We start from the raw sequence: 18,667 nt of genomic DNA on the forward strand, positions 1-18,667 counted from the left end.
CCGGTGGAACTGATGGGTTCGCGTCCCCGAGCCTGCCAGCCGGTGCGCCGGTTCGGCGACTCGTTAAGCCGGATCTAAGGAAGACCTGAACCGGCCGAAAGCGAATCGTTCGCGGAACCGCCGTACCGCCGGGATCTCAGTCGTCCGACGGGCGGGGGCGGGGCCAGCGGCGACGGCCGCCGGGCTCCCGTTCCCGGGCCATCCGGCCGACCAGCCCGAACCGGCTGACCTGCCGGGGCGTCGCCTCCGGGTCGGCCAGCAGCATCACCACGCTGGCCCCGCCCAGCCGGGCCCGGTCGATGCTCACCGAGCCGTTGGCCTGCAACGAGACCCGCCGGGCGATGTCCAGCCCGAGACCGGTGGAGCCCTGGTCGCTGGCCCCCCGACGCAGCGCCCGGTCGGGGTTGGCGATCCCCGGGCCGGCGTCGTCGATGCGCAGCGCGACGTAGCCGTCCCGGCGGGAGACCGCCACCTCGAAAGCGGTGCCCTGCGGGGTGTAGCGGAAGACGTTGCCGATCACCGCGTCGAGCGCGGCGGCCAGTTCCGCCCGGGGTACCGGTGCCGGGATGCGCATCTGCGCTCCGGTCACCCGGTGCGGGCGGTTCTGGTCACCGGCCAGCGCCGACCAGAACACCATCCGGTCCCGGACCACCTCGCTGACGTCACACACGGCCGGTCCGGTCTCCTGGGCGACCGCCTTGCGGGTGGTCTTGATCAGCACGTCGACCTCGCCCTCGAGGGTGACGATCGCCTGCCGGATCCGCCGGATGCTCCGCCGTCGGTCCAGTTCGTCCTCGCTGAACGTGCCGACGCTGGTGTCGTCGGAGTCCAGCGCCTCGGCGTCCAGTCGCAGCACGGTCAGCGGGGTGCGCAGCCGGTGCGACAGGTCGGCCACCAGTTCCCGTTCGTCGGTGCGGGCGGCGACCAGTCGGTCGGCCATCCGGTTGAAGGCGTACCCGGCCTCGGCCAGCTCGCGCGGGCCGCTGGGTTCGACGCGGACCGCCAGGTCGCCCTCCCCGATCGCGCCCGCCGCCCGGACCAGGCCGCGGGCCGCGTCGGCGGTGCGGGCGGCGAACCGGTCGACCACGACCACCGCGGCGCCCACCAGGGCCACCGCCACCCCGCCGAGCAGCAGCCAGGTGCGGGTGCCGCCACCCGGGGCCGCCGACGCCGGCACGAAGACCTCGACCACCGCGACCTGGTCGCCGAGGACCACCGGGTCCAGCCGGGCCAGCCCACCGGGTACCTCGACGACGAGTGAGTGCCGTTCCAGGCCGGCCCGCGCCACGTCCGACTGGTCGGCCCGGCCGCCCGGATCGCCGCCGAGCCCGTGAACGACGGGTCGGGTGTCCGGGTCGCCTCCGGTGGCCTCCACCGCACGGGCGACGTCCTCGGCCTTGGTGCTGACCGCGAGGGTGCCGGTGACCAGGGCGGCGCGGCGCGCGGCGTCGGCCAGCGTCTCGTCCCGGGCGCGGTCCTGCAGCGTCGTGCCGAGCGGAATCAGGAACGCCAGCGCCACGAGGGTGCCCACTCCGGCCACCAGGGACGCCAGCGCCACCCTCAGTCCGGTGCCACCAGCCGGAAGCCCACCCCCCGCACGGTGCGCAGGTAGCGCGGCTTCGCCGCGGACTCGCCCATCTTTCGACGCAGCCAGTACAGATGAACGTCGATGGTCTGGTCCTCGCCGACCGACGGCTGACGCCATACTTCCTCCAGGAGTTCCCGGCGGGACACTACCCGTCCGGGACGCGCCGCCAGATAGGCCAGCAGGTCGAACTCCTTACGGGTCAGCGCCAGCGGCTCGCCGTCGAGGTGGGCGCTGCGCTCGCCCACGTCCACCCGGAGCCCGCCCACGGTGTGCACCACCGGCTGGATGCTGCGGCTGGCCCGCCCGGCCCGACGCAGCACCGTCGTGATCCGGGCGTCCAGGTGCGCGCCGGTGAACGGCTTGACCATGTAGTCGTCCGCGCCGGCCCGCAACAGCCGGACCACCGACTGCTCGTCGTCGCGGGCGGTGGCGATGATGATCGGGATGTCGGTGATGCCGCGCAGCATCCGCAGCGCGTCGGAGCCGTCGAGGTCGGGCAGACCCAGGTCGAGTACGACCAGGTCGGGGGTCTCCGCCGCGACCCGGCGCAGCGCCTCCAGCGCCGTGCCGACCGCGTGCACGGCGTGCCCCCGGTCGGACAGGGAGCGCAGCATCGCGCCGCGGACGACGTGGTCATCTTCGACCAGGAGCACGGTGGCCACGCCAAGACGGTACTGCCCCGGGCAAGCGGGTCGCGTTGCGGCATACCCGCAGGCGGGGCAAGCTGGTCCAGCGATGTCCTTCACGATCTTCACCGACACCCGACTCGTGCTCGCCCGGGACGCCCTCGCGGGGCTCTCCGTCGGCGACGCGCTCGGCTCCCAGTACTTCGTCCCCGGCAACACCCCGACCGGCCTGGCCGCCGGCCGGCTCCCCGCTCCGCCCTGGCAGTGGACCGACGACACCGAGATGGCCTGCTCGGTGGTGCATGCCCTGGCCACCGACGGGCGGATCGACCGGGACGCCCTGGCCCTGGCCTTCGCCGAACGCGCCGAGCCGTACCGGGGGTACGGGCCCGGCGCGGTGACCATCCTGCGGCTGATCCGTACCGGCACCCCGTGGCCGGTGGCCGCCGCCGCCGCGTTCGACGGGCAGGGGTCCTGCGGCAACGGGGCGGCGATGCGGGTCGCGCCGCTGGGCGCGTACTTCGCCGACTCCACCGCCCGGGCGGCCGCGCAGGCCCGCGCCTCCGCCGAGGTCACCCACGCCCACCCCGAGGGGATCGCCGGCGCGGTGGCGGTCGCCGTCGCCGCCGCGCTGGCCGCCCGGGGCCGCCTGGACGGGCACCGGCCGGACGCCGCCTGGCTGCTCGCCGGGGTCGCCGGAGCCCTCGACCCGGCCGGCGAGGTGTGCCGGGGCGTCCGCCGGGCGGCCGACCTGCGGGACCGGCCGCTGGCCGAGGCGGTCGACGCGCTCGGCAACGGTTCCCGGGTCACCGCGCAGGACACGGTGCCCTTCACCCTCTGGGTGGCCGCCCGGCACCTGGCCGACTACCCGGCGGCGATCCGCGCGTGCGTCGAGGCCGGGGGCGACGTGGACACCACGGCGGCGATCGTCGGGGGCGTCGTCGCCGCGTACACCGGGGTGGGCACGCCCGGCGGAGTGCCCACCGACTGGCTGGCCGCCCGCGAGCCGTTGCCGGACTGGTCCGCCTGACCACACCGCCCCACCGCGCCGCTGGGACCGACCGCGCCGCTGGGACCGACCGCACCGCCCTCACCGCAGCGCCCGCACGGCGGCGCCGCTCCGACCGCGCCGCCCCACTGCGCGTCGCCCGGTCGGCACCCGCTGTGCTCAGGTGGTTGCAGGGGGCCCTTCCTCGACAGAAAGCGGTAACAGGGGTCCCCTCCTTTCCCGGCGGTGGTGGGGGCGGGGGCGACCGATAGCATCGGCGCAAGGGCCGTAGCTCGGCCGTTTCCGTGACGTTCTGGAGGAGTCATCGTGTCCGCACCCCGTACCCCCGCAGTGGCCGACCCCGTCGTCGTCGCCGCCGGGACGACGGCGGCCGACGCGGTGGCGGCGGCCGGACTGCCCGCGACCGGGCCGAAGGCGATCGTGGTGGTCCGGGACCCGCAGGGCCAGCTGCGCGACCTGGACTGGTCTCCGGCCGAGGACACCGAGGTCGAGCCGGTCAGCCTGGACTCCCCGGACGGGCTGAACGTGCTGCGCCACTCGACCGCGCACGTGCTCGCCCAGGCGGTGCAGGACGTCTTCGGAGAGGCGAAGCTCGGCATCGGCCCGCCGATCGAGAACGGGTTCTACTACGACTTCGACGTCGACAAGCCGTTCCAGCCCGACGACCTGGCGAAGATCGAGAAGCGGATGCAGGAGATCGTCAAGTCCGGGCAGCGGTTCCGGCGGCGGCGCTTCGGCAGCCTCGACGAGGCGAAGGCGGAGCTGGCCGACGAGCCGTACAAGCTGGAGTTGATCGACGTCAAGGGCGAGGGGCTGGACTCCTCCGAGGTGATGGAGGTGGGCGGCGGCGAGCTGACCATCTACGACAACCTCGCCGCGAACGAGGAGAAGGTCTGCTGGTCGGACCTGTGCCGGGGCCCGCACCTGCCGAACACCCGGCTGATCGGGGCGTTCAAGCTGATGCGTTCGGCCGCCGCGTACTGGCGGGGGTCGGAAAAGAACCCACAGCTCCAGCGGGTGTACGGCACCGCGTGGCCGACCCGGGACGAGCTGAAGGCGTACCTGAAGCTGCTGGAGGAGGCCGCCCGGCGAGACCACCGCAAGCTCGGCGCGGACCTCGACCTGTTCAGCTTCCCCGACGAGATCGGCTCGGGCCTGGCGGTCTTCCACCCCAAGGGTGGGATCATCCGCCGCGAGCTGGAGAACTACTCCCGGATCAAGCACGAGCAGGCCGGGTACGAGTTCGTCAACACCCCGCACATCACCAAGGCCCAGCTCTTCCAGACCTCCGGCCACCTGCCGTACTACGCGGACACCATGTTCCCGCCCATGCAGCTCGAGGGCGCGGAGTACTACCTCAAGGCGATGAACTGCCCGATGCACAACCTGGTCTTCAGGTCGCGCGGGCGGTCGTACCGGGAGCTGCCGCTGCGGTTCTTCGAGTTCGGCACGGTCTACCGGTACGAGAAGTCCGGCGTGGTGCACGGCCTGACCCGGGTCCGGGGGCTCACCCAGGACGACTCGCACATCTACTGCACCCGGGAGCAGATGCCCGGTGAGCTGACCACCCTGTTGACCTTCGTGCTCGACCTGCTGCGCGACTACGGTCTGGACGACTTCTACCTGGAGCTGTCGACCCGGGACGACTCGCCGAAGTTCATCGGCGAGGACGCCGACTGGGCGGAGGCGACCGAGGCGCTGCGCACCGCCGCCGCCTCCTCCGGGCTGGAACTCGTCCCCGACCCGGGCGGCGCGGCCTTCTACGGCCCGAAGATCAGCGTCCAGGCCAAGGACGCGATCGGCCGGACCTGGCAGATGTCCACCATCCAGGTCGACTTCAACCAGCCGGCCCGGTTCGGGCTGGAGTACCAGGCGGCCGACGGCACCCGGAAGCAGCCGGTGATGATCCACCGGGCGCTCTTCGGCTCGATCGAGCGGTTCTTCGGGGTGCTCACCGAGCACTACGCGGGCGCGTTCCCGGCCTGGCTGGCCCCGGTGCAGGTGGTCGGCATCCCGATCCGCGAGGAGCACACCGACTACCTGCGGGCGTTCGTCGACACGCTGCGCGGCGAGGGCATCCGCGCCCAGGTCGACGCGGGCGACGACCGGATGCAGAAGAAGATCCGGACCGCGCAGCAGCAGAAGATCCCGTTCATGGTGATCGCCGGGGACGACGACGTGGCCGCCGGCACCGTCTCCTTCCGCTACCGGGACGGCTCCCAGCGCAACGGGGTGCCGCTGGCCGAGGCGGTGGCGCACGTGACCGAGGTGGTCCGCTCCCGCACCAACGCCGGCCCGTCGGCCGCCTGACCCGCGGACGAACCGAAGGCCCCCGCCGGGTGGCGGGGGCCTTCGTCGTTCGGGTGGCGGGGGTCAGATCCCGCAGCTCGGGGCCGACCAGGACTGGCTCGGGGTGTTGCCCAGGTGGGTGTGGTCGTCGTGGCCCGGGTAGCCGGGGCCGAGGATGTTGCTGAAGCCGTGGTAGCGGGCCTGCTGGGCGAGCCGGCAGAACGAGGGCGAGCCGGTCAGGTCCACGCCGTCGCCGTAGAGGTGCCGGCTGTTGGACGCCCCACCGACCGCGCTGTTGCAGGAGTAGCTACGGAACCCGCTGCTGATGTAGAGCGGCACGCTGCCCAGGGCGCGACGCATCGCCTGGAGCTTCCACATCGAGACCAGCGCGTTGAACCGCGCGCTGCTCGCCGAGACCGCGCCGCCGGACCAGTCGCCGTTGCACCGGTTCCACTCGCCGTAGGTGAAGTTGACCGGGGTGCAGTCGTCGTCCTGGAGGGCGTAGAGCTGGTTGAAGGTCTGCGGGCCGGCGATGCCGTCGGCGGAGAGACCGTACGCCTGCTGGAAGCGGATCACCGCGGACCGGGTCGCCGGGCCGAAGGCCCCGTCGATGGCGATCCGCGCGCCGTAGCCGGGGTAGCCGGAGACGCGGATCTGGAGCTGCCGGACGTCCTCACCGCTCATGCCGGAGGAGAGCGAGCGCCCCCAGGTGTAGCAGCCGTCGGCCTGGGCCGCGCTGCTGGTGACGGTGACGCCCACCAGGGTGGTGACGGCGGCGAGCGCGCAGGCGGCCATGGCACGGCCGAGACGGCGCAGAACGGTGGTACGTCGGTTCACGACACACACTCCCATCGACGATCATCGCAATAGACCGGGATGGAAGTTTCATCGACCGCGGCCTGCTCGTCAACATCCTTCACGCATTCTTAATCTGACCCGGGGTGGCGATGAGGCATAGATGGCCATTTGTCGTGGGAGCGTGCCAACCCGAGGTGGCGGCAGCGGGTCGCTCGGGCACGCCCGGCCGGGAACGTAGGATCGGAGGCGTGACAGGGGCGGAACGGCACACGGACAACGGCATGGCCGACGGCCTGGAGCGGCTCTGGACTCCGCACCGGATGACCTACATCTCCGGTGAGGACCGGCCCGAGGGCGGGTACGAGAAGCCCGCCGGCTGCCCGTTCTGCCGGGCCCCTGGGCTGGTCGGGCAGGAGACCCTGGTGGTGGCCCGGGGCGAGCACGTCTTCGCGGTGCTGAACCTCTACCCGTACAACCCGGGTCACCTGCTGGTCTGCCCGTACCGGCACGTCGCCGACTACACCGACCTCGACCCGGCCGAGACCGTCGAACTGGCGGTCTTCACCCAGACCGCGATGCGGGTGGTACGCCAGGTCAGCAACGCCCACGGGTTCAATCTCGGCATGAACCAGGGCGGGGTGGCCGGGGCCGGCATCGCCGCGCACCTGCACCAGCACGTGGTGCCCCGCTGGGGCGGGGACGCCAACTTCATGCCGGTGATCGGGCAGACGAAGGTCCTGCCCCAGTTGCTCACCGACACCCGTGACCTGCTCGCCAAGGCCTGGCCGTCCGCCTGAGCGGTGCTCCGGCCCGTCGCTGTCCCCGCCCCGGCGTGCCGGGGCGGGGAGGCACGGTCAGGGGGTGTGTGCGGCGCGGGCCTCGTCGGCCAGGTGGGCGGGGAGCTGTTCGTAGCGGGCGAAGGACCGGCGGAACGTGCCGGTGCCGGAGGTCGTCGCGCGCAGCTCCACCGCGTACCGCAGCAGCTCGGTGGCGGGCACCTCGGCGCGGACCAGCGTGCGTTCCACGCCGGCGGGGTCCGGCTCGGTGCCGAGCACCCGGCCACGCCGGCCGGACAGGTCGCTGAGCACCGCCCCGACGTACCGGTCGGGGATCTGGACGACCACCTCGTCCACCGGCTCCAGCAGCGCCACCCGACCCTTGCCGGCGGCGTCGCGCAGCGCGAGGGCGCCCGCGGTCTGGAACGCCGCGTCGGAGGAGTCGACGCTGTGCGCCTTACCGTCCACCAGCGTCACCCGCAGGTCGACCACCGGGTGGCCGGCGACCAGACCCCGCTCCATCTGGGCCCGGACCCCCTTCTCCACCGAGGGGACGTAGGTGTGCGGTACCGCGCCGCCGACCACCCGGTCGACGAACTCGAACCCCGTGCCCGGGGGCAGCGGCTCCACCTCGATGTCGCAGACGGCGTACTGGCCGTGCCCGCCGGACTGCTTGACGTGCCGGCCGTGCCCGGTGGCGGCGGCGGCGAACGTCTCCCGCAGCGGCACGCGCACCGGTTCGGTCGCCACGTCCGCCCCGCCGCCGCGCAGCCGGTCCAGCACCACGTCGGCGTGCGCCTCGCCCATGCACCAGAGCACCAGCTGGTGGGTCTCCGGACTGCGTTCCAGCCGCAGGGTCGGATCCCCGGCGACCAACCGGGCCAGGTTCCGCGCCAGCGCGTCCTCGTCGGCCCGGCTGCGCGCCACCACCGCCACCGGCAGCAGCGGCTCGGGCATCTCCCACGGGGCGACCAGCAGCGGATCGTCCTTGGCGGAGATGGTGTCACCGGTCTCCGCGCTGCCCGACTTGGTGACCGCGCAGAGGTCGCCGGCCACGCAGTACGGCACCTCGCGCAGCGTCGCGCCGAGCGGGCTGTAGACGTGGCCGACCCGCTCGTCGGCGTCGTGGTCCGGATGCCCCCGGTCGGCCAGGCCGTGCCCGGAGACGTGGACGGTCTGCTCCGGTCGCAGGGTGCCGGAGAAGACCCGGACCAGGCTGACCCGGCCGACGTGCCGGTCGACGGTGGTGCGGACCACCTCGGCGACCAGCGGCCCGTCCGGGTCGCAGGTCAGCGGCGGGCGGGGTGAGCCGTCCAGCCCGGTCACCGCCGGCAGGGTGTGCTCCGGCGGCGACGGGAACGCCGCGGTCAGCACCTCCAGCAGGACGTCGAGTCCCACCCCGGTCTGCGCGCAGACCGGCACCACCGGGTGGAAGTGCCCCCGGGCGACCGCCTTCTCCAGGTCCGCCACCAGGATGTCGGTGCCGATCTCCTCGCCGTCGAGGTAGCGGTCCATCAGGGTCTCGTCCTCGCTCTCGGCGATGACCCCCTCGATCAGCTCGTCGCGGGCCTCGACGATGGCCGGCAGGTGCTCCGGGTCGGGCTGCCGGATGGCGGCCGGCAGCCCGGCGGTGTAGTCGAAGACCCGGCGGGTGATCAGCCCCATCAGCCCGACCACCGAGATCCCGTCGTCGCCCAGCATCGGCAGGTAGAGCGGAAGCACGTTGTCGCCGAAGACCCGCTGGCACAGCGCCACCGTCTCGTCGAAGTCGGCGCGCGGGTGGTCCAGCCGGGACACGGCCACCGCCCGGGGCATGTCGACGGCGGCGCACTCCTCCCAGAGCGCGGCGGTGGCCGCGTCCATGCCGTCGACGGCGGAGACCACGAACAGGGCGGCGTCGGCGGCGCGCAACCCGGCGCGCAGCTCACCGACGAAGTCGGCGTAGCCGGGCGTGTCCAGGAGGTTGACCTTGACGTCGTTGTGCCACAGCGGCGCGCAGGCCAGGCTCACCGAGCGCTGCTGGCGTACCGCGGCGGGGTCGTGGTCGCAGACCGTCGTGCCGTCGCCGACCGTGCCCGGCCGGGTGATCGCGCCGCTGGCCGCGAGCAGCCCCTCCACCAGGGTCGTCTTGCCGGCCCCGGAGTGGCCCACCAGCACCACGTTGCGGACCCGGAGCGGCTGGTCCGCCACCGGCACGCCGCCGGTGGAACCCTTGTCGTGACTCCTCTGCGCCATGGGCGCACCTCCCTGTGCCGGTGGTGTGATGGCGACCGCCGCGTGACGGGGAAGCGGCCCGGGCGTGTGCGCGGCGATATCCTCCGGTGGACTGCTGCCTACCGGGAACGTGACGGGCGGGCGGGTGAGCTGACTCACGTCCCCTGCCTCGATCTCACACCCGTTACCGATCCGACACAACCCCGTCGGCGGGTCGGTACGACCGGCCGTACCGCCCGTACCGGCGGACCGTTATCGTGGGGACCGCCATGGCGAAGATCTTCCAAGTGTCGGCCCGAGCGGGGATGACCCGTGTCGTCGAGCCCGTCGCACGTACCCTGCTCCGCGCGGGCGTCACCCCCAACACGGTAACCGTCGCGGGCACCGTCGGGGTGCTCGTCGGCGCGCTCGGCTTCGGTGCGCGCGGGCACCTGGTCGCCGGTGCCCTGATCGTCACGCTCTTCGCGCTGACCGACCTGCTCGACGGCACGATGGCCCGGATGAGCGGCGGGTCGACCAAGTTCGGCGCGTTCCTCGACTCGAGCATGGACCGCATCGCCGACAGTGCGGTCTTCGGCGCGGTGGCCTACCACCTCGCCACCCAGGGCGACCGGGGCGGGGTGGCCGCGGCGCTGATCTGCCTGGCCGCCGGGGGCCTGGTCTCCTACGTCAAGGCCCGCGCCGAGGGGCTCGGCATGACCTGCAACGTGGGTATCGCCGAGCGCACCGAACGGCTGCTCATCGTCGGGGTCGGCGGGCTGCTCACCGGGGTCGGGATCGACCGGGCCCTGGTCGTGGCGCTCTGGCTGCTCGCCGCCGTGTCGATCTTCACCGTCGGCCAGCGGATGACCCACGTGTACCGACAGGCCCAGCGGGCCCGGGCGGGCGTGCCGGGGTGACCGGCCCGACCGGCGTGCCGCGCCGTCGTGGCCGGGCCGCGTCCGCCGTCCGGGCGGCCGGGTCGGTCCGGGCGGCCACCGCCGGTGACCCGGCGCCGGCCGACGACGGAGGACAACCGGGGTGAACCTCACCGAACTGGGCTACGTCGCCGGTTGGCGGCTGGTCCGCGCGCTGCCCGGACCGGTCGCCGCCACGATCTTCCGCGCCGGTGCGGACCGGGCCCACCGCGCCGGCGGCGCCGGTACGGCCCGACTCGCCGCGAACCTGCGCCGGGTGGTCGGCCCCGAACTGCCCGAGGCGGAGCTGGACGAGTTGGTCCGCCGGGGGCTGCGCTCCTACGCCCGGTACTGGCTGGAGGCGTTCCGGCTGCCCTCGCGCAGCCGCGAGCAGATCCTCGCCGGGTTCCGGCTGACCCACGGCCACGAACTGCTCGCCGCCGACGTGGCGGCCGGTCGGGGCGCGGTGGTGGCGCTGCCCCACGCCGGCAACTGGGACGCCGCCGGTGCCTGGGTCGCCGCCCAGGGCTGGCCGATCACCACGGTCGCCGAACGGCTCCGGCCCGAGGCGGTGTACGAGCGGTTCCTCGCGTTCCGGCGGGGCCTCGGCATGGAGATCCTGCCCACCCACGGTGGCGAGCGTCCCCCCTTCGAGATCCTGGTCGAGCGGCTGGCCGCCGGGCACGTCGTGCCGCTGCTGGCCGACCGGGACCTCTCCGCCCGGGGTGTGGAGGTCACCTTCTTCGGGGGGCGGACCCGGATGCCGGCCGGCCCGGCCCTGCTCGCCCTGCGCACCGGCGCACCCCTCTACGTCGCCACGATGTGGTACGAACCGGATGCGCCGTGCGCGTCCATCGAAGGGCCGCTGGACCTGCCCGACCCGGACAGCGGCCCGCTCGACCAGCGGGCCCGGCTGCTGACCCAGCGGATTGCCGACGGTCTGGCGGCGGGCATCGCCCGTCATCCGGAAGACTGGCACATGTTGCAGCGGATGTGGCTGGACCAGGAGGGCAGCCCGGGGAACCCGTCGCCACGGCCCCGGCGGGAGAGCCGGCCGCCAGCGGCCTCCGGGCCGGTCTGACGGGTACGGCCCCGCGGGAGTGTGCGGAGCGAGGCGGCAGGTGACGCGAGCCGGAGTGCGAGGAGCAGCGGAGCGGAGCCCCGCGGCAGTGAACGAAAGGCCACAGCTGTGCGAATCGGCATCGTCTGCCCGTACTCCTTCGACGTGCCCGGGGGCGTGCAGAACCACGTCGTCGATCTCGCGGAAGCGCTGATCGGCCTCGGGCACGAGGTGAGCGTGCTCGCACCCGCCGACGAGGACTCGCCGCTGCCGCCGTACGTGGTGCCGGCCGGCCGGGCGATCCCCCTGCCGTACAACGGTTCGGTGGCCCGGATCGCCTTCGGGCCGGTCTCGACCGCCCGGGTCCGCCGCTGGATCACCCGGGGCGACTTCGACGTCCTGCACGTGCACGAGCCGCTGACGCTGAGCCTGTCGCTGCTGGCCGTGCTCTCCGCCCGGGGCCCGGTGGTGGCGACCTTCCACACCGCGATGACCCGCTCGCGGGCGCTCGCCGCCGCCCAGGGCGTGCTCCAGATCGTGCTGGAACGGATCACCGCCCGGATCGCGGTCAGCGCGCTCGCCCGGAAGGTGCAGGTCGAGCACATGGACGGCGGTGCGGTGGAGATCCCCAACGGGGTGACCGTCGCCCGGTTCACCGGCGCGGAGCCGCTGCCCGGCTGGCCGGGGGAGTGCGGTGCGGGCACCGGTGGCACGCTGGGCTTCCTCGGCCGGTTCACCGAGCCGCGCAAGGGCTTCCCGGTGCTGCGGGACGCCTTCGTCGAACTGGCCCCGCGCCGTCCCGGCCTGCGGCTGCTGGTCGCCGGCCCGGGCGAGGCCGACGACCTGTACGCCCGGTTCCCGCACGACCTGCGCGACCGGGTCACCTTCCTCGGCCTGGTCTCCGAGGCGGACAAACCGCGCATGCTGCGCAGCGCGCACCTCTACGTCGCGCCGAACACCGGTGGCGAGTCGTTCGGCATGATCCTCACCGAGGCGCTCGCCGCCGGGACGACGGTGGTCGCCAGCGACCTGGACGCGTTCCGCCGGGTACTCGACGGGGGGCGGGCCGGGCAGCTCTTCCCCACCGGGGACGCGGGGGCGCTGCGGGACGCGATGGCCGGCCTGCTCGACGACCCGGCGCGGCGGGCGGAGCTGACCGCCTGCGGGGACCAGGTGGTGGCAACCTTCGACTGGCCGGTGGTCGCCCGCCGGGTCCTGGAGGTGTACGCGGCGGCGATCGAGGCCACCGACGGGCGGGTGATCGACCAGGAGTGGGTGGGGCTCGGCTGACAGTGTGGTGACGGTGGTGCGCGGGTGGCCTGCGTGACGACGGCCTCCGCGTCCGGGCGGACGGGAACGGGAGCAGCACTACGATGCCGGGCATGTGGTGGGTGGTGGGCGCGGTCGCGTTCGTCGTGCTGGTGTCGGCGTACCTGGTCTGGACGGCCTCCCGGGTCGAGCGGCTGCACCTGCGCGCGGAGTCGGCCGCGCGGGCGCTCGACGCGCACCTGCTGCGCCGCGCGGCGGCCGCGGCGGTCCTGGCCGAGCAGCGGTACGGCGTGGAGCTCTACGCCGCCGCGCGGATCGCCCTGGACGCCGGCCCCGAGGAGCGCGAGGCCGCCGAGAACGACCTCACCCGGCAGTTGCGCGCGGTGCGGCTCGACCCGGCCGACCCGGCCTGCGAGGCGGTGATCGCGGCGAGCCGGCGTCTGGCGCTGGCCAGGCAGGTCCACACCGACCTCGTCCGGGACGCGCTCACCGCCCGTCGCCGGCCGCTGGTGCGCCTGCTGCGGATGGCCCGCCGACACGACCGCCCGCGCTACTTCGACGTGGACGACCCCACCCTGGCCCTGCCGACGGACGTCCCGGCCGGCTGAGCCGTCCGCCTCACCGGGGGCGGGAATCGGCGGTGACGGTCGTCACAGAGCAGGCCACCCGGGGCGTGATTGGCTGTCGGTCGGGTGTTGACCCGGACGTAGCATTTCCGTGACCCAGCACCCCCCGACCCGCCGAGGAGCGATCACCCGTGTCCGAATCCACCTCCCAGCCCGCCACCGCCACGCCCGTCGTCGGCACCGCGCGCGTCAAGCGCGGCATGGCCGAGATGCTCAAGGGCGGCGTGATCATGGACGTGGTCAACGCCGAGCAGGCCAAGATCGCCGAGGACGCGGGCGCGGTCGCGGTGATGGCCCTGGAGCGGGTGCCCGCCGACATCCGCGCCCAGGGCGGGGTCTCCCGGATGAGCGACCCCGACATGATCGACGGCATCATCAACGCGGTCTCCATCCCGGTCATGGCCAAGGCCCGGATCGGCCACTTCGTCGAGGCGCAGATCCTCCAGTCCCTCGGCGTCGACTACGTCGACGAGTCTGAGGTGCTCACCCCCGCCGACTACGCCAACCACATCGACAAGTGGGCGTTCACCGTCCCCTTCGTCTGCGGCGCGACCAACCTCGGCGAGGCGCTGCGGCGCATCACCGAGGGTGCGGCCATGATCCGCTCCAAGGGCGAGGCCGGCACCGGTGACGTCTCCAACGCCACCACCCACATGCGCAAGATCCGCCAGGAGATCCGTCGGCTCCAGTCGCTGCCCGAGGACGAGCTGTACGTCGCGGCGAAGGAGCTCCAGGCCCCGTACGAGCTGGTCAAGGAGATCGCCGAGACCGGCAAGCTGCCCGTGGTGCTCTTCACCGCCGGTGGCATCGCCACCCCGGCCGACGCCGCGATGATGATGCAGCTCGGCGCCGAGGGCGTCTTCGTCGGCTCGGGCATCTTCAAGTCCGGCAACCCCGCGCAGCGGGCCGCCGCGATCGTCAAGGCCACCACCTTCCACGACGACCCGGACGTGCTGGCCAAGGTCTCCCGGGGCCTGGGCGAGGCGATGGTCGGCATCAACGTCGACGAGATCCCGCAGCCGCACCGCCTGGCCGAGCGGGGTTGGTGACCAGGTGACGGCACCCACGATCGGGGTGCTCGCGCTCCAGGGTGACGTCCGCGAGCACCTGCACGCTATCGCCGGCTGCGGCGCGGACGCCCGACCGGTCCGACGCCGCGAGGAACTGGACGCGGTCGACGGACTGGTCATCCCCGGCGGGGAGTCCACCACGATCAGCAAGCTCGCCGACATCTTCGAGATGCGCGAGCCGATCGACAAGCGGATCGCCGCCGGCATGCCGGTCTACGGCTCCTGCGCCGGCATGATCATGCTGGCCCGGGAGGTGCTCGACGGCCGCCCCGACCAGCGCGGCTTCGAAGCGGTCGAGATGACCGTCCGGCGCAACGCGTTCGGCCGGCAGGTCGACTCGTTCGAGGCGCCGGTGAGCCTGACCGGCATCGAGGGGGAGCCGTTCCACGCGGTCTTCATCCGCGCCCCCTGGGTCGAGCGGGTCGGCGACGGCGTCGAGGTGCTCGGCACGGTCACCGAGGGGCCGGCCGCCGGGCGGATCGTCGCCGTCCGGCAGGGCAACCTGCTGGCCACCTCGTTCCACCCGGAGCTGACCGGCGACCTGCGGCTGCACGCCTACTTCGTCGACCTGGTCCGCGCCGCCGCCTGACCGGGCGTCCCTGGCCGGGTCGGGTGGCTTCGGCCCCGGACCGATGGTGTTCCGACGACGTCGCGGTGCCCCTGCGAGGGGCACCGCGACGTCGTCGGTTCCGGGTGTCGACCCGCCCCGTGGTGGTGGTGTGACACCGACCTGCCGAAGCTCGGTAGGATTGCCGCGGTTCGGCAGGGCCATCGCCCGCCGTAGCCCTCCACGCGGAGCCGACCGGCCGCCCCCGCCGCCGGCGTCGAGGTGTCGTGGAGCAGGCGCGGGCAGTCGACGCAGGCGTGGGTCAACAGACGGAGGTACGAGATGTCCGGCCACTCAAAGTGGGCGACCACCAAGCACAAGAAGGCCGTCATCGACGCCAAGCGCGGCAAGATGTTCGCCAAGCTGATCAAGAACGTCGAGGTGGCGGCGCGGACCGGTGGCGGCGACCCGGCCGGTAACCCGACCCTCTACGACGCCATCCAGAAGGCCAAGAAGAACTCCGTACCGAACGACAACATCGACCGCGCGGTCAAGCGCGGCTCCGGCCTGGAGGCCGGCGGTGCCGACTACCAGACCATCATGTACGAGGGGTACGGCCCGAACGGCGTCGCGCTGCTGATCGAGTGCCTGACCGACAACCGCAACCGCGCGGCCACCGAGGTGCGGACCGCGCTGACCCGCAACGGCGGCTCCTTCGCCGACGCCGGATCGGTGTCGTACATGTTCTCCCGCAAGGGCGTGGTGATCGTGCCCAAGGCCGACACCAACGAGGACGACGTGATGATGGCCGTCCTCGACGCCGGTGCCGAGGAGGTCAACGACCTGGGTGAGGCATTCGAGGTGGTCTCCGAGCCGGGCGACCTGATCGCCGTCCGCACCGCCCTCCAGGACGCCGGCATCGAGTACGAGTCCGCCGAGTCTTCCCTCATCCCCAGCGTGAACGTGCCGCTGGACGAGGAGGGCGCGCGCAAGGTCTTCAAGCTGATCGACGTCCTCGAGGACTGCGACGACGTGCAGAACGTGTACGCCAACTTCGACGTCCCGGACGAGGTCATGGCCGCCGTCGACTGATTCCCGCCAATCGTCGACGACTCGCTCCTCCTGCTCGACGGCGGCGGCACCGTGATCGGTGCCGCCGCCGTCTTTTTTTGTGTCGTCGAGCTGCCGTCCAGTAACGAAATTTCACCGTGATCGGCCACCCGTCGCCCGGGTCGTCGCGATCCGGCCGGCGACCGTTCCCGTGAGCAGCCATCACGTCTATCTACCGGAGGAGAAAGGGTGGCAACCGTGTCAGGTATGCCAGCTGTGAACGACCCCGACGAGCCGCCGAAGGAGCCCGTCGTCGTCGGAGTCATCCCGTACGACCCCCGGCGTGGCCTGATCAGCGACTGGGACGACGACACCGTGCTGCGGATAGAGGTGCTCGAGACGACGGCGAAGACGATCCTCATCTCGGGCAACGCGGCCGGGCTCACCTCGCTCGCCCGTCACCTGCTCACCCTCGCGCAGCCCAGTGCGCCGGCCGGGTCACACCTGGACTTTGACGACTACTGCGGCTGGTTCGAGGAAGGCTCGTTCGGGGTCCGGATCGAACTGGAGTAGCGGTTTTCCGTCAACGCCTGGTCGTTGATCCAGATCCGTGCGACTCGGTTTACGCGGAGGTTGTTTCGGGCGGGTGAGTGATCTCCGACGCTGGCTCTCGTGGGGTGTGCCTGTGTGGCGGCTCTCGGCCGCCTGAAGCGTGCATCGGCGGGCGACGGTCGTTTCCGGTGGAGGTGGTGCGTAGTAGTCGACCTACGTTGCCGTCGCGGTTGCCGTCACCGCAGGCTGTCGAAGAAACAACGTTCTCGCGCGACGTGACTTCCCGGAACCCGTGGCAAAGCTGGAGATGGGCAACGTGTGGCTCGCGGAGGATGTGGAGCGCTGGATCGCGGAGCATCGCCCGCCACTCGACTGACGGCGGATTGCTCGCTCTGCGAAAATTCGATGAATTGTGGCGTGAGGGTGGCGCTACGTGCGTGGTGTCAAGGATCCCAAATACTCGCTGATCGAGTGTCGGGTGGTGCGCCATCAGCATTACGGCCTGGTGATGTGCGTTGTTGCTGATGGTAGTCCCGGATACGTCGACAGAATCGCAATATCCGATGAACCCTCCGTTCCGGAAGAGCGGTGGCCGGGCGTGGGAGACGTGATTCCGTGCGTCGTTCTCGACCACCTGCGCGATGGCAGACTCCGCCTGAGTTGCCGTCCCCGTGACGTGGCGTACGCAGCCGCCGTGAGCGATCTCGAAGCCGCGCTCACGCTCTGGCGGAAGGTGCGCGACGAGGGAGTCGGGCGTGCAGAGGTGGAGGACTTCCTTGCGCCGCGGGACGCGGAAGCCACTCTCCGGTGGGCGCTGCGTCGACCTGTCGGGTCGGTGGATCACTCGCGCGTGGTCGAGATCGTCGCGGAAGCACCCGGCTGGTTGGTCGACAGATTGCCCCTTCGGAGCGGGGCGGAGTAGCGGTGGCTCGGCTCGACGGCGCGGGGCGTACCCTGCCGGGGTGCTGATTCCCGACTTCCCGATCCGTACCGAGCGGCTCGACCTGCGCCCGTTCACGGAGGGCGACTTCGCGGCGCTGCACGCCTACCAGTCCCGGGCCGACGTCGCTCGCTACCTCTACTGGGAGCCGCACGACGAGCAGGCCACCCGGGAGGCGCTGGCGCGCAAGTGCCGCCGTACCGCCCTGCGGAACTCCGGCGACGTGCTCAACCTGGCCGTGGTGGTCCGGGAGACCGGGCAGCTCGTCGGGGACGTCCTGCTCTGCTGGGTCAGCGTGGAGCACCGTCAGGGCGAGGTGGGGTACGTCTTCCACCCCGACCACGGCGGTCGGGGGTACGCGACCGAGGCGGCCCGGATGATGCTGGAGATCGGCTTCGACCTGCTGGGCCTGCACCGGATCGTCGGCCGGCTGGACGCCCGCAACGCCGCCTCGGCGGGGGTGCTGGCGAGGCTGGGCATGCGGCGCGAGGCGCACCTGCGGGAGAGCGAGCTCGTCAAGGGCGAGTGGACCGACGAGGTGGTCTACGCGATGCTCGCCCGCGAGTGGGAGTCCCGCCGGCCGGCGTAGCGCGGCCGACCGGCGGCCGGGTGCGAGTGCGGGGCGGGCTCACTCCCCGACGGAGTAGATGCTCCACGGCCAGTGGTCGCCCTTGCCCTGGGCGACGAGCGTGAAGCCCGCCTCCCGGACCACGTCGTCGTAGTCCGGCGAGTAGTACACGATGGTGATCTTCTGCTTCCGCGTCTTCGTCGCGGCGACCAGGTTCCGCATCACGGTGTCGAAGACGGGCGGCCCGAACGGCGAGAACAGGTAGACGATCAGGTTCTCCGGCGGGACGACGAAGTCGACCGCGTCGATGGCGAGCAGCTCGATCTCCCGGGTCGCCATCGGCCCGGTGTAGCGCTCCACGTTCTCCTTGGCCTGCCCGATGAAGGTGGGGGAGAAGTCCACCCCGATCACCTTCTTGTACGGCTGCTCCGCCGCGAGCAGCACGACCCGCCCCTTGCCGCAGCCGAGGTCGACGAAGACGTGCTCGGTGTGGTCGATCTCGCCGACCGTGGCCATCATCCGGTCGAACTCCTGCTTCCGGGTGGGCAGGTAGTGGCTGGCCTCCTCCAGGTGCGGCCCGATCCCGTCGATGTCGGCCAGGCCGACGATGCCGTTGGTCTCGGTGCCGAACCGCTCGTCGAAGCGCTCCCGCCGCTCGTGGCGACGGATCCGGATGTACTCGGCACTGTCGACCAGGGCCTCCTTGAGGGTGGAGTCCCGCATGGTCTGCCGGAAGATCTTCCAGTCGGTGCGTAGTTCGGCGATGCTCAGCACTCTTCACCTGCTCAG

General features: G+C 72.4%; 18 protein-coding genes. 13 read left to right on the forward strand and 5 right to left on the reverse strand.

The window, feature by feature from the left end; translation table 11 throughout:
- Positions 1-136: 136 nt before the first annotated feature.
- Positions 137-1,540, reverse strand: a complete 1,404-nt coding sequence (locus IGA62_RS23035) for a HAMP domain-containing sensor histidine kinase (RefSeq protein ID WP_145822052.1) — start codon at positions 1,538-1,540, stop codon at positions 137-139.
- A 20-nt stretch (positions 1,541-1,560) separates the two neighbouring features.
- The gene (locus tag IGA62_RS23040) at positions 1,561-2,250 is read right to left on the reverse strand and encodes a response regulator transcription factor (RefSeq protein ID WP_091462808.1); all 690 of its coding nucleotides are present in this window, start codon (positions 2,248-2,250) and stop codon (positions 1,561-1,563) included.
- A gap of 73 nt (positions 2,251-2,323) precedes the next feature.
- On the opposite strand from IGA62_RS23040, the gene IGA62_RS23045 reads away from it, so the two are divergent.
- Positions 2,324-3,244, forward strand: coding sequence for an ADP-ribosylglycohydrolase family protein (locus IGA62_RS23045; protein ID WP_145818902.1), 921 nt, complete (start codon positions 2,324-2,326; stop codon positions 3,242-3,244).
- Between the two features lie 285 nt (positions 3,245-3,529).
- Positions 3,530-5,533, forward strand: coding sequence for a threonine--tRNA ligase (thrS, locus tag IGA62_RS23050; protein WP_145818901.1), 2,004 nt, complete (start codon positions 3,530-3,532; stop codon positions 5,531-5,533).
- Between the two features lie 63 nt (positions 5,534-5,596).
- Here thrS and IGA62_RS23055 read toward each other — a convergent pair whose 3' ends face one another.
- Positions 5,597-6,307 carry a D-Ala-D-Ala carboxypeptidase family metallohydrolase gene (locus IGA62_RS23055; protein ID WP_145822051.1) on the reverse strand — a complete coding sequence of 237 codons (711 nt, stop codon included), beginning with the start codon at positions 6,305-6,307 and terminating at the stop codon, positions 5,597-5,599.
- Positions 6,308-6,591: 284 nt separating this feature from the next.
- Between IGA62_RS23055 and IGA62_RS23060 the strand changes: the two genes are divergently transcribed.
- Positions 6,592-7,107, forward strand: coding sequence for an HIT family protein (locus tag IGA62_RS23060; protein ID WP_186500305.1), 516 nt, complete (start codon positions 6,592-6,594; stop codon positions 7,105-7,107).
- Positions 7,108-7,164: 57 nt separating this feature from the next.
- Here IGA62_RS23060 and IGA62_RS23065 read toward each other — a convergent pair whose 3' ends face one another.
- A complete protein-coding gene (locus IGA62_RS23065; protein WP_145818899.1) occupies positions 7,165-9,321 on the reverse strand; it encodes an elongation factor G-like protein EF-G2 in 2,157 nt (718 codons plus the stop codon).
- A 248-nt stretch (positions 9,322-9,569) separates the two neighbouring features.
- Here IGA62_RS23065 and pgsA point away from each other — a divergent pair, with 248 nt between their 5' ends.
- The 10 genes from pgsA to IGA62_RS23115 all read left to right on the forward strand — a co-directional run bounded on the left by pgsA (position 9,570) and on the right by IGA62_RS23115 (position 17,899).
- Positions 9,570-10,199, forward strand: a complete 630-nt coding sequence (gene pgsA, locus IGA62_RS23070) for a phosphatidylinositol phosphate synthase (protein ID WP_145818898.1) — start codon at positions 9,570-9,572, stop codon at positions 10,197-10,199.
- 121 nt (positions 10,200-10,320) lie between these two features.
- Positions 10,321-11,277: a phosphatidylinositol mannoside acyltransferase gene (locus IGA62_RS23075; protein ID WP_145818897.1), complete on the forward strand. Its 957-nt coding sequence runs from the start codon at positions 10,321-10,323 to the stop codon at positions 11,275-11,277.
- A 108-nt stretch (positions 11,278-11,385) separates the two neighbouring features.
- Positions 11,386-12,546, forward strand: a complete 1,161-nt coding sequence (locus IGA62_RS23080) for a glycosyltransferase family 4 protein (protein ID WP_145818896.1) — start codon at positions 11,386-11,388, stop codon at positions 12,544-12,546.
- 83 nt (positions 12,547-12,629) lie between these two features.
- Positions 12,630-13,133, forward strand: coding sequence for a hypothetical protein (locus tag IGA62_RS23085; RefSeq protein WP_145818895.1), 504 nt, complete (start codon positions 12,630-12,632; stop codon positions 13,131-13,133).
- 149 nt (positions 13,134-13,282) lie between these two features.
- A complete protein-coding gene (gene pdxS, locus IGA62_RS23090) occupies positions 13,283-14,200 on the forward strand; it encodes a pyridoxal 5'-phosphate synthase lyase subunit PdxS (RefSeq protein ID WP_091462800.1) in 918 nt (305 codons plus the stop codon).
- Positions 14,201-14,204: 4 nt separating this feature from the next.
- On the forward strand, positions 14,205-14,810 hold the full coding sequence (gene pdxT, locus IGA62_RS23095; RefSeq protein WP_145818894.1) for a pyridoxal 5'-phosphate synthase glutaminase subunit PdxT: 606 nt from the start codon (positions 14,205-14,207) through the stop codon (positions 14,808-14,810).
- A 300-nt stretch (positions 14,811-15,110) separates the two neighbouring features.
- Positions 15,111-15,860, forward strand: a complete 750-nt coding sequence (locus tag IGA62_RS23100; RefSeq protein WP_145818893.1) for a YebC/PmpR family DNA-binding transcriptional regulator — start codon at positions 15,111-15,113, stop codon at positions 15,858-15,860.
- Positions 15,861-16,085: 225 nt separating this feature from the next.
- Positions 16,086-16,391, forward strand: coding sequence for an Imm32 family immunity protein (locus IGA62_RS23105; protein ID WP_145818892.1), 306 nt, complete (start codon positions 16,086-16,088; stop codon positions 16,389-16,391).
- 412 nt (positions 16,392-16,803) lie between these two features.
- Positions 16,804-17,292, forward strand: a complete 489-nt coding sequence (locus IGA62_RS23110) for a S1 domain-containing protein (protein ID WP_145818891.1) — start codon at positions 16,804-16,806, stop codon at positions 17,290-17,292.
- A gap of 40 nt (positions 17,293-17,332) precedes the next feature.
- A complete protein-coding gene (locus tag IGA62_RS23115; RefSeq protein ID WP_145818890.1) occupies positions 17,333-17,899 on the forward strand; it encodes a GNAT family N-acetyltransferase in 567 nt (188 codons plus the stop codon).
- Positions 17,900-17,938: 39 nt separating this feature from the next.
- Here IGA62_RS23115 and IGA62_RS23120 read toward each other — a convergent pair whose 3' ends face one another.
- Positions 17,939-18,652: a class I SAM-dependent methyltransferase gene (locus IGA62_RS23120; RefSeq protein ID WP_145818889.1), complete on the reverse strand. Its 714-nt coding sequence runs from the start codon at positions 18,650-18,652 to the stop codon at positions 17,939-17,941.
- Positions 18,653-18,667: the final 15 nt, after the last annotated feature.

Source organism: Micromonospora sagamiensis (genome assembly GCF_014680085.1).
In the GTDB taxonomy this organism is placed as follows: domain Bacteria; phylum Actinomycetota; class Actinomycetes; order Mycobacteriales; family Micromonosporaceae; genus Micromonospora; species Micromonospora inyonensis.

Coding starts and splice junctions, on each gene's coding strand:
- IGA62_RS23045 (WP_145818902.1), top strand. CDS start 2,324: ATGTCCTTCACGATCTTCACCGACACCCGACTCGTGCTCGCCCGGGAC.
- IGA62_RS23055 (WP_145822051.1), bottom strand. CDS start 6,307: ATGGCCGCCTGCGCGCTCGCCGCCGTCACCACCCTGGTGGGCGTCACC.
- IGA62_RS23060 (WP_186500305.1), top strand. CDS start 6,592: ATGGCCGACGGCCTGGAGCGGCTCTGGACTCCGCACCGGATGACCTAC.
- IGA62_RS23065 (WP_145818899.1), bottom strand. CDS start 9,321: ATGGCGCAGAGGAGTCACGACAAGGGTTCCACCGGCGGCGTGCCGGTG.
- pgsA (WP_145818898.1), top strand. CDS start 9,570: ATGGCGAAGATCTTCCAAGTGTCGGCCCGAGCGGGGATGACCCGTGTC.
- IGA62_RS23085 (WP_145818895.1), top strand. CDS start 12,630: ATGCCGGGCATGTGGTGGGTGGTGGGCGCGGTCGCGTTCGTCGTGCTG.
- IGA62_RS23100 (WP_145818893.1), top strand. CDS start 15,111: ATGTCCGGCCACTCAAAGTGGGCGACCACCAAGCACAAGAAGGCCGTC.
- IGA62_RS23105 (WP_145818892.1), top strand. CDS start 16,086: ATGCCAGCTGTGAACGACCCCGACGAGCCGCCGAAGGAGCCCGTCGTC.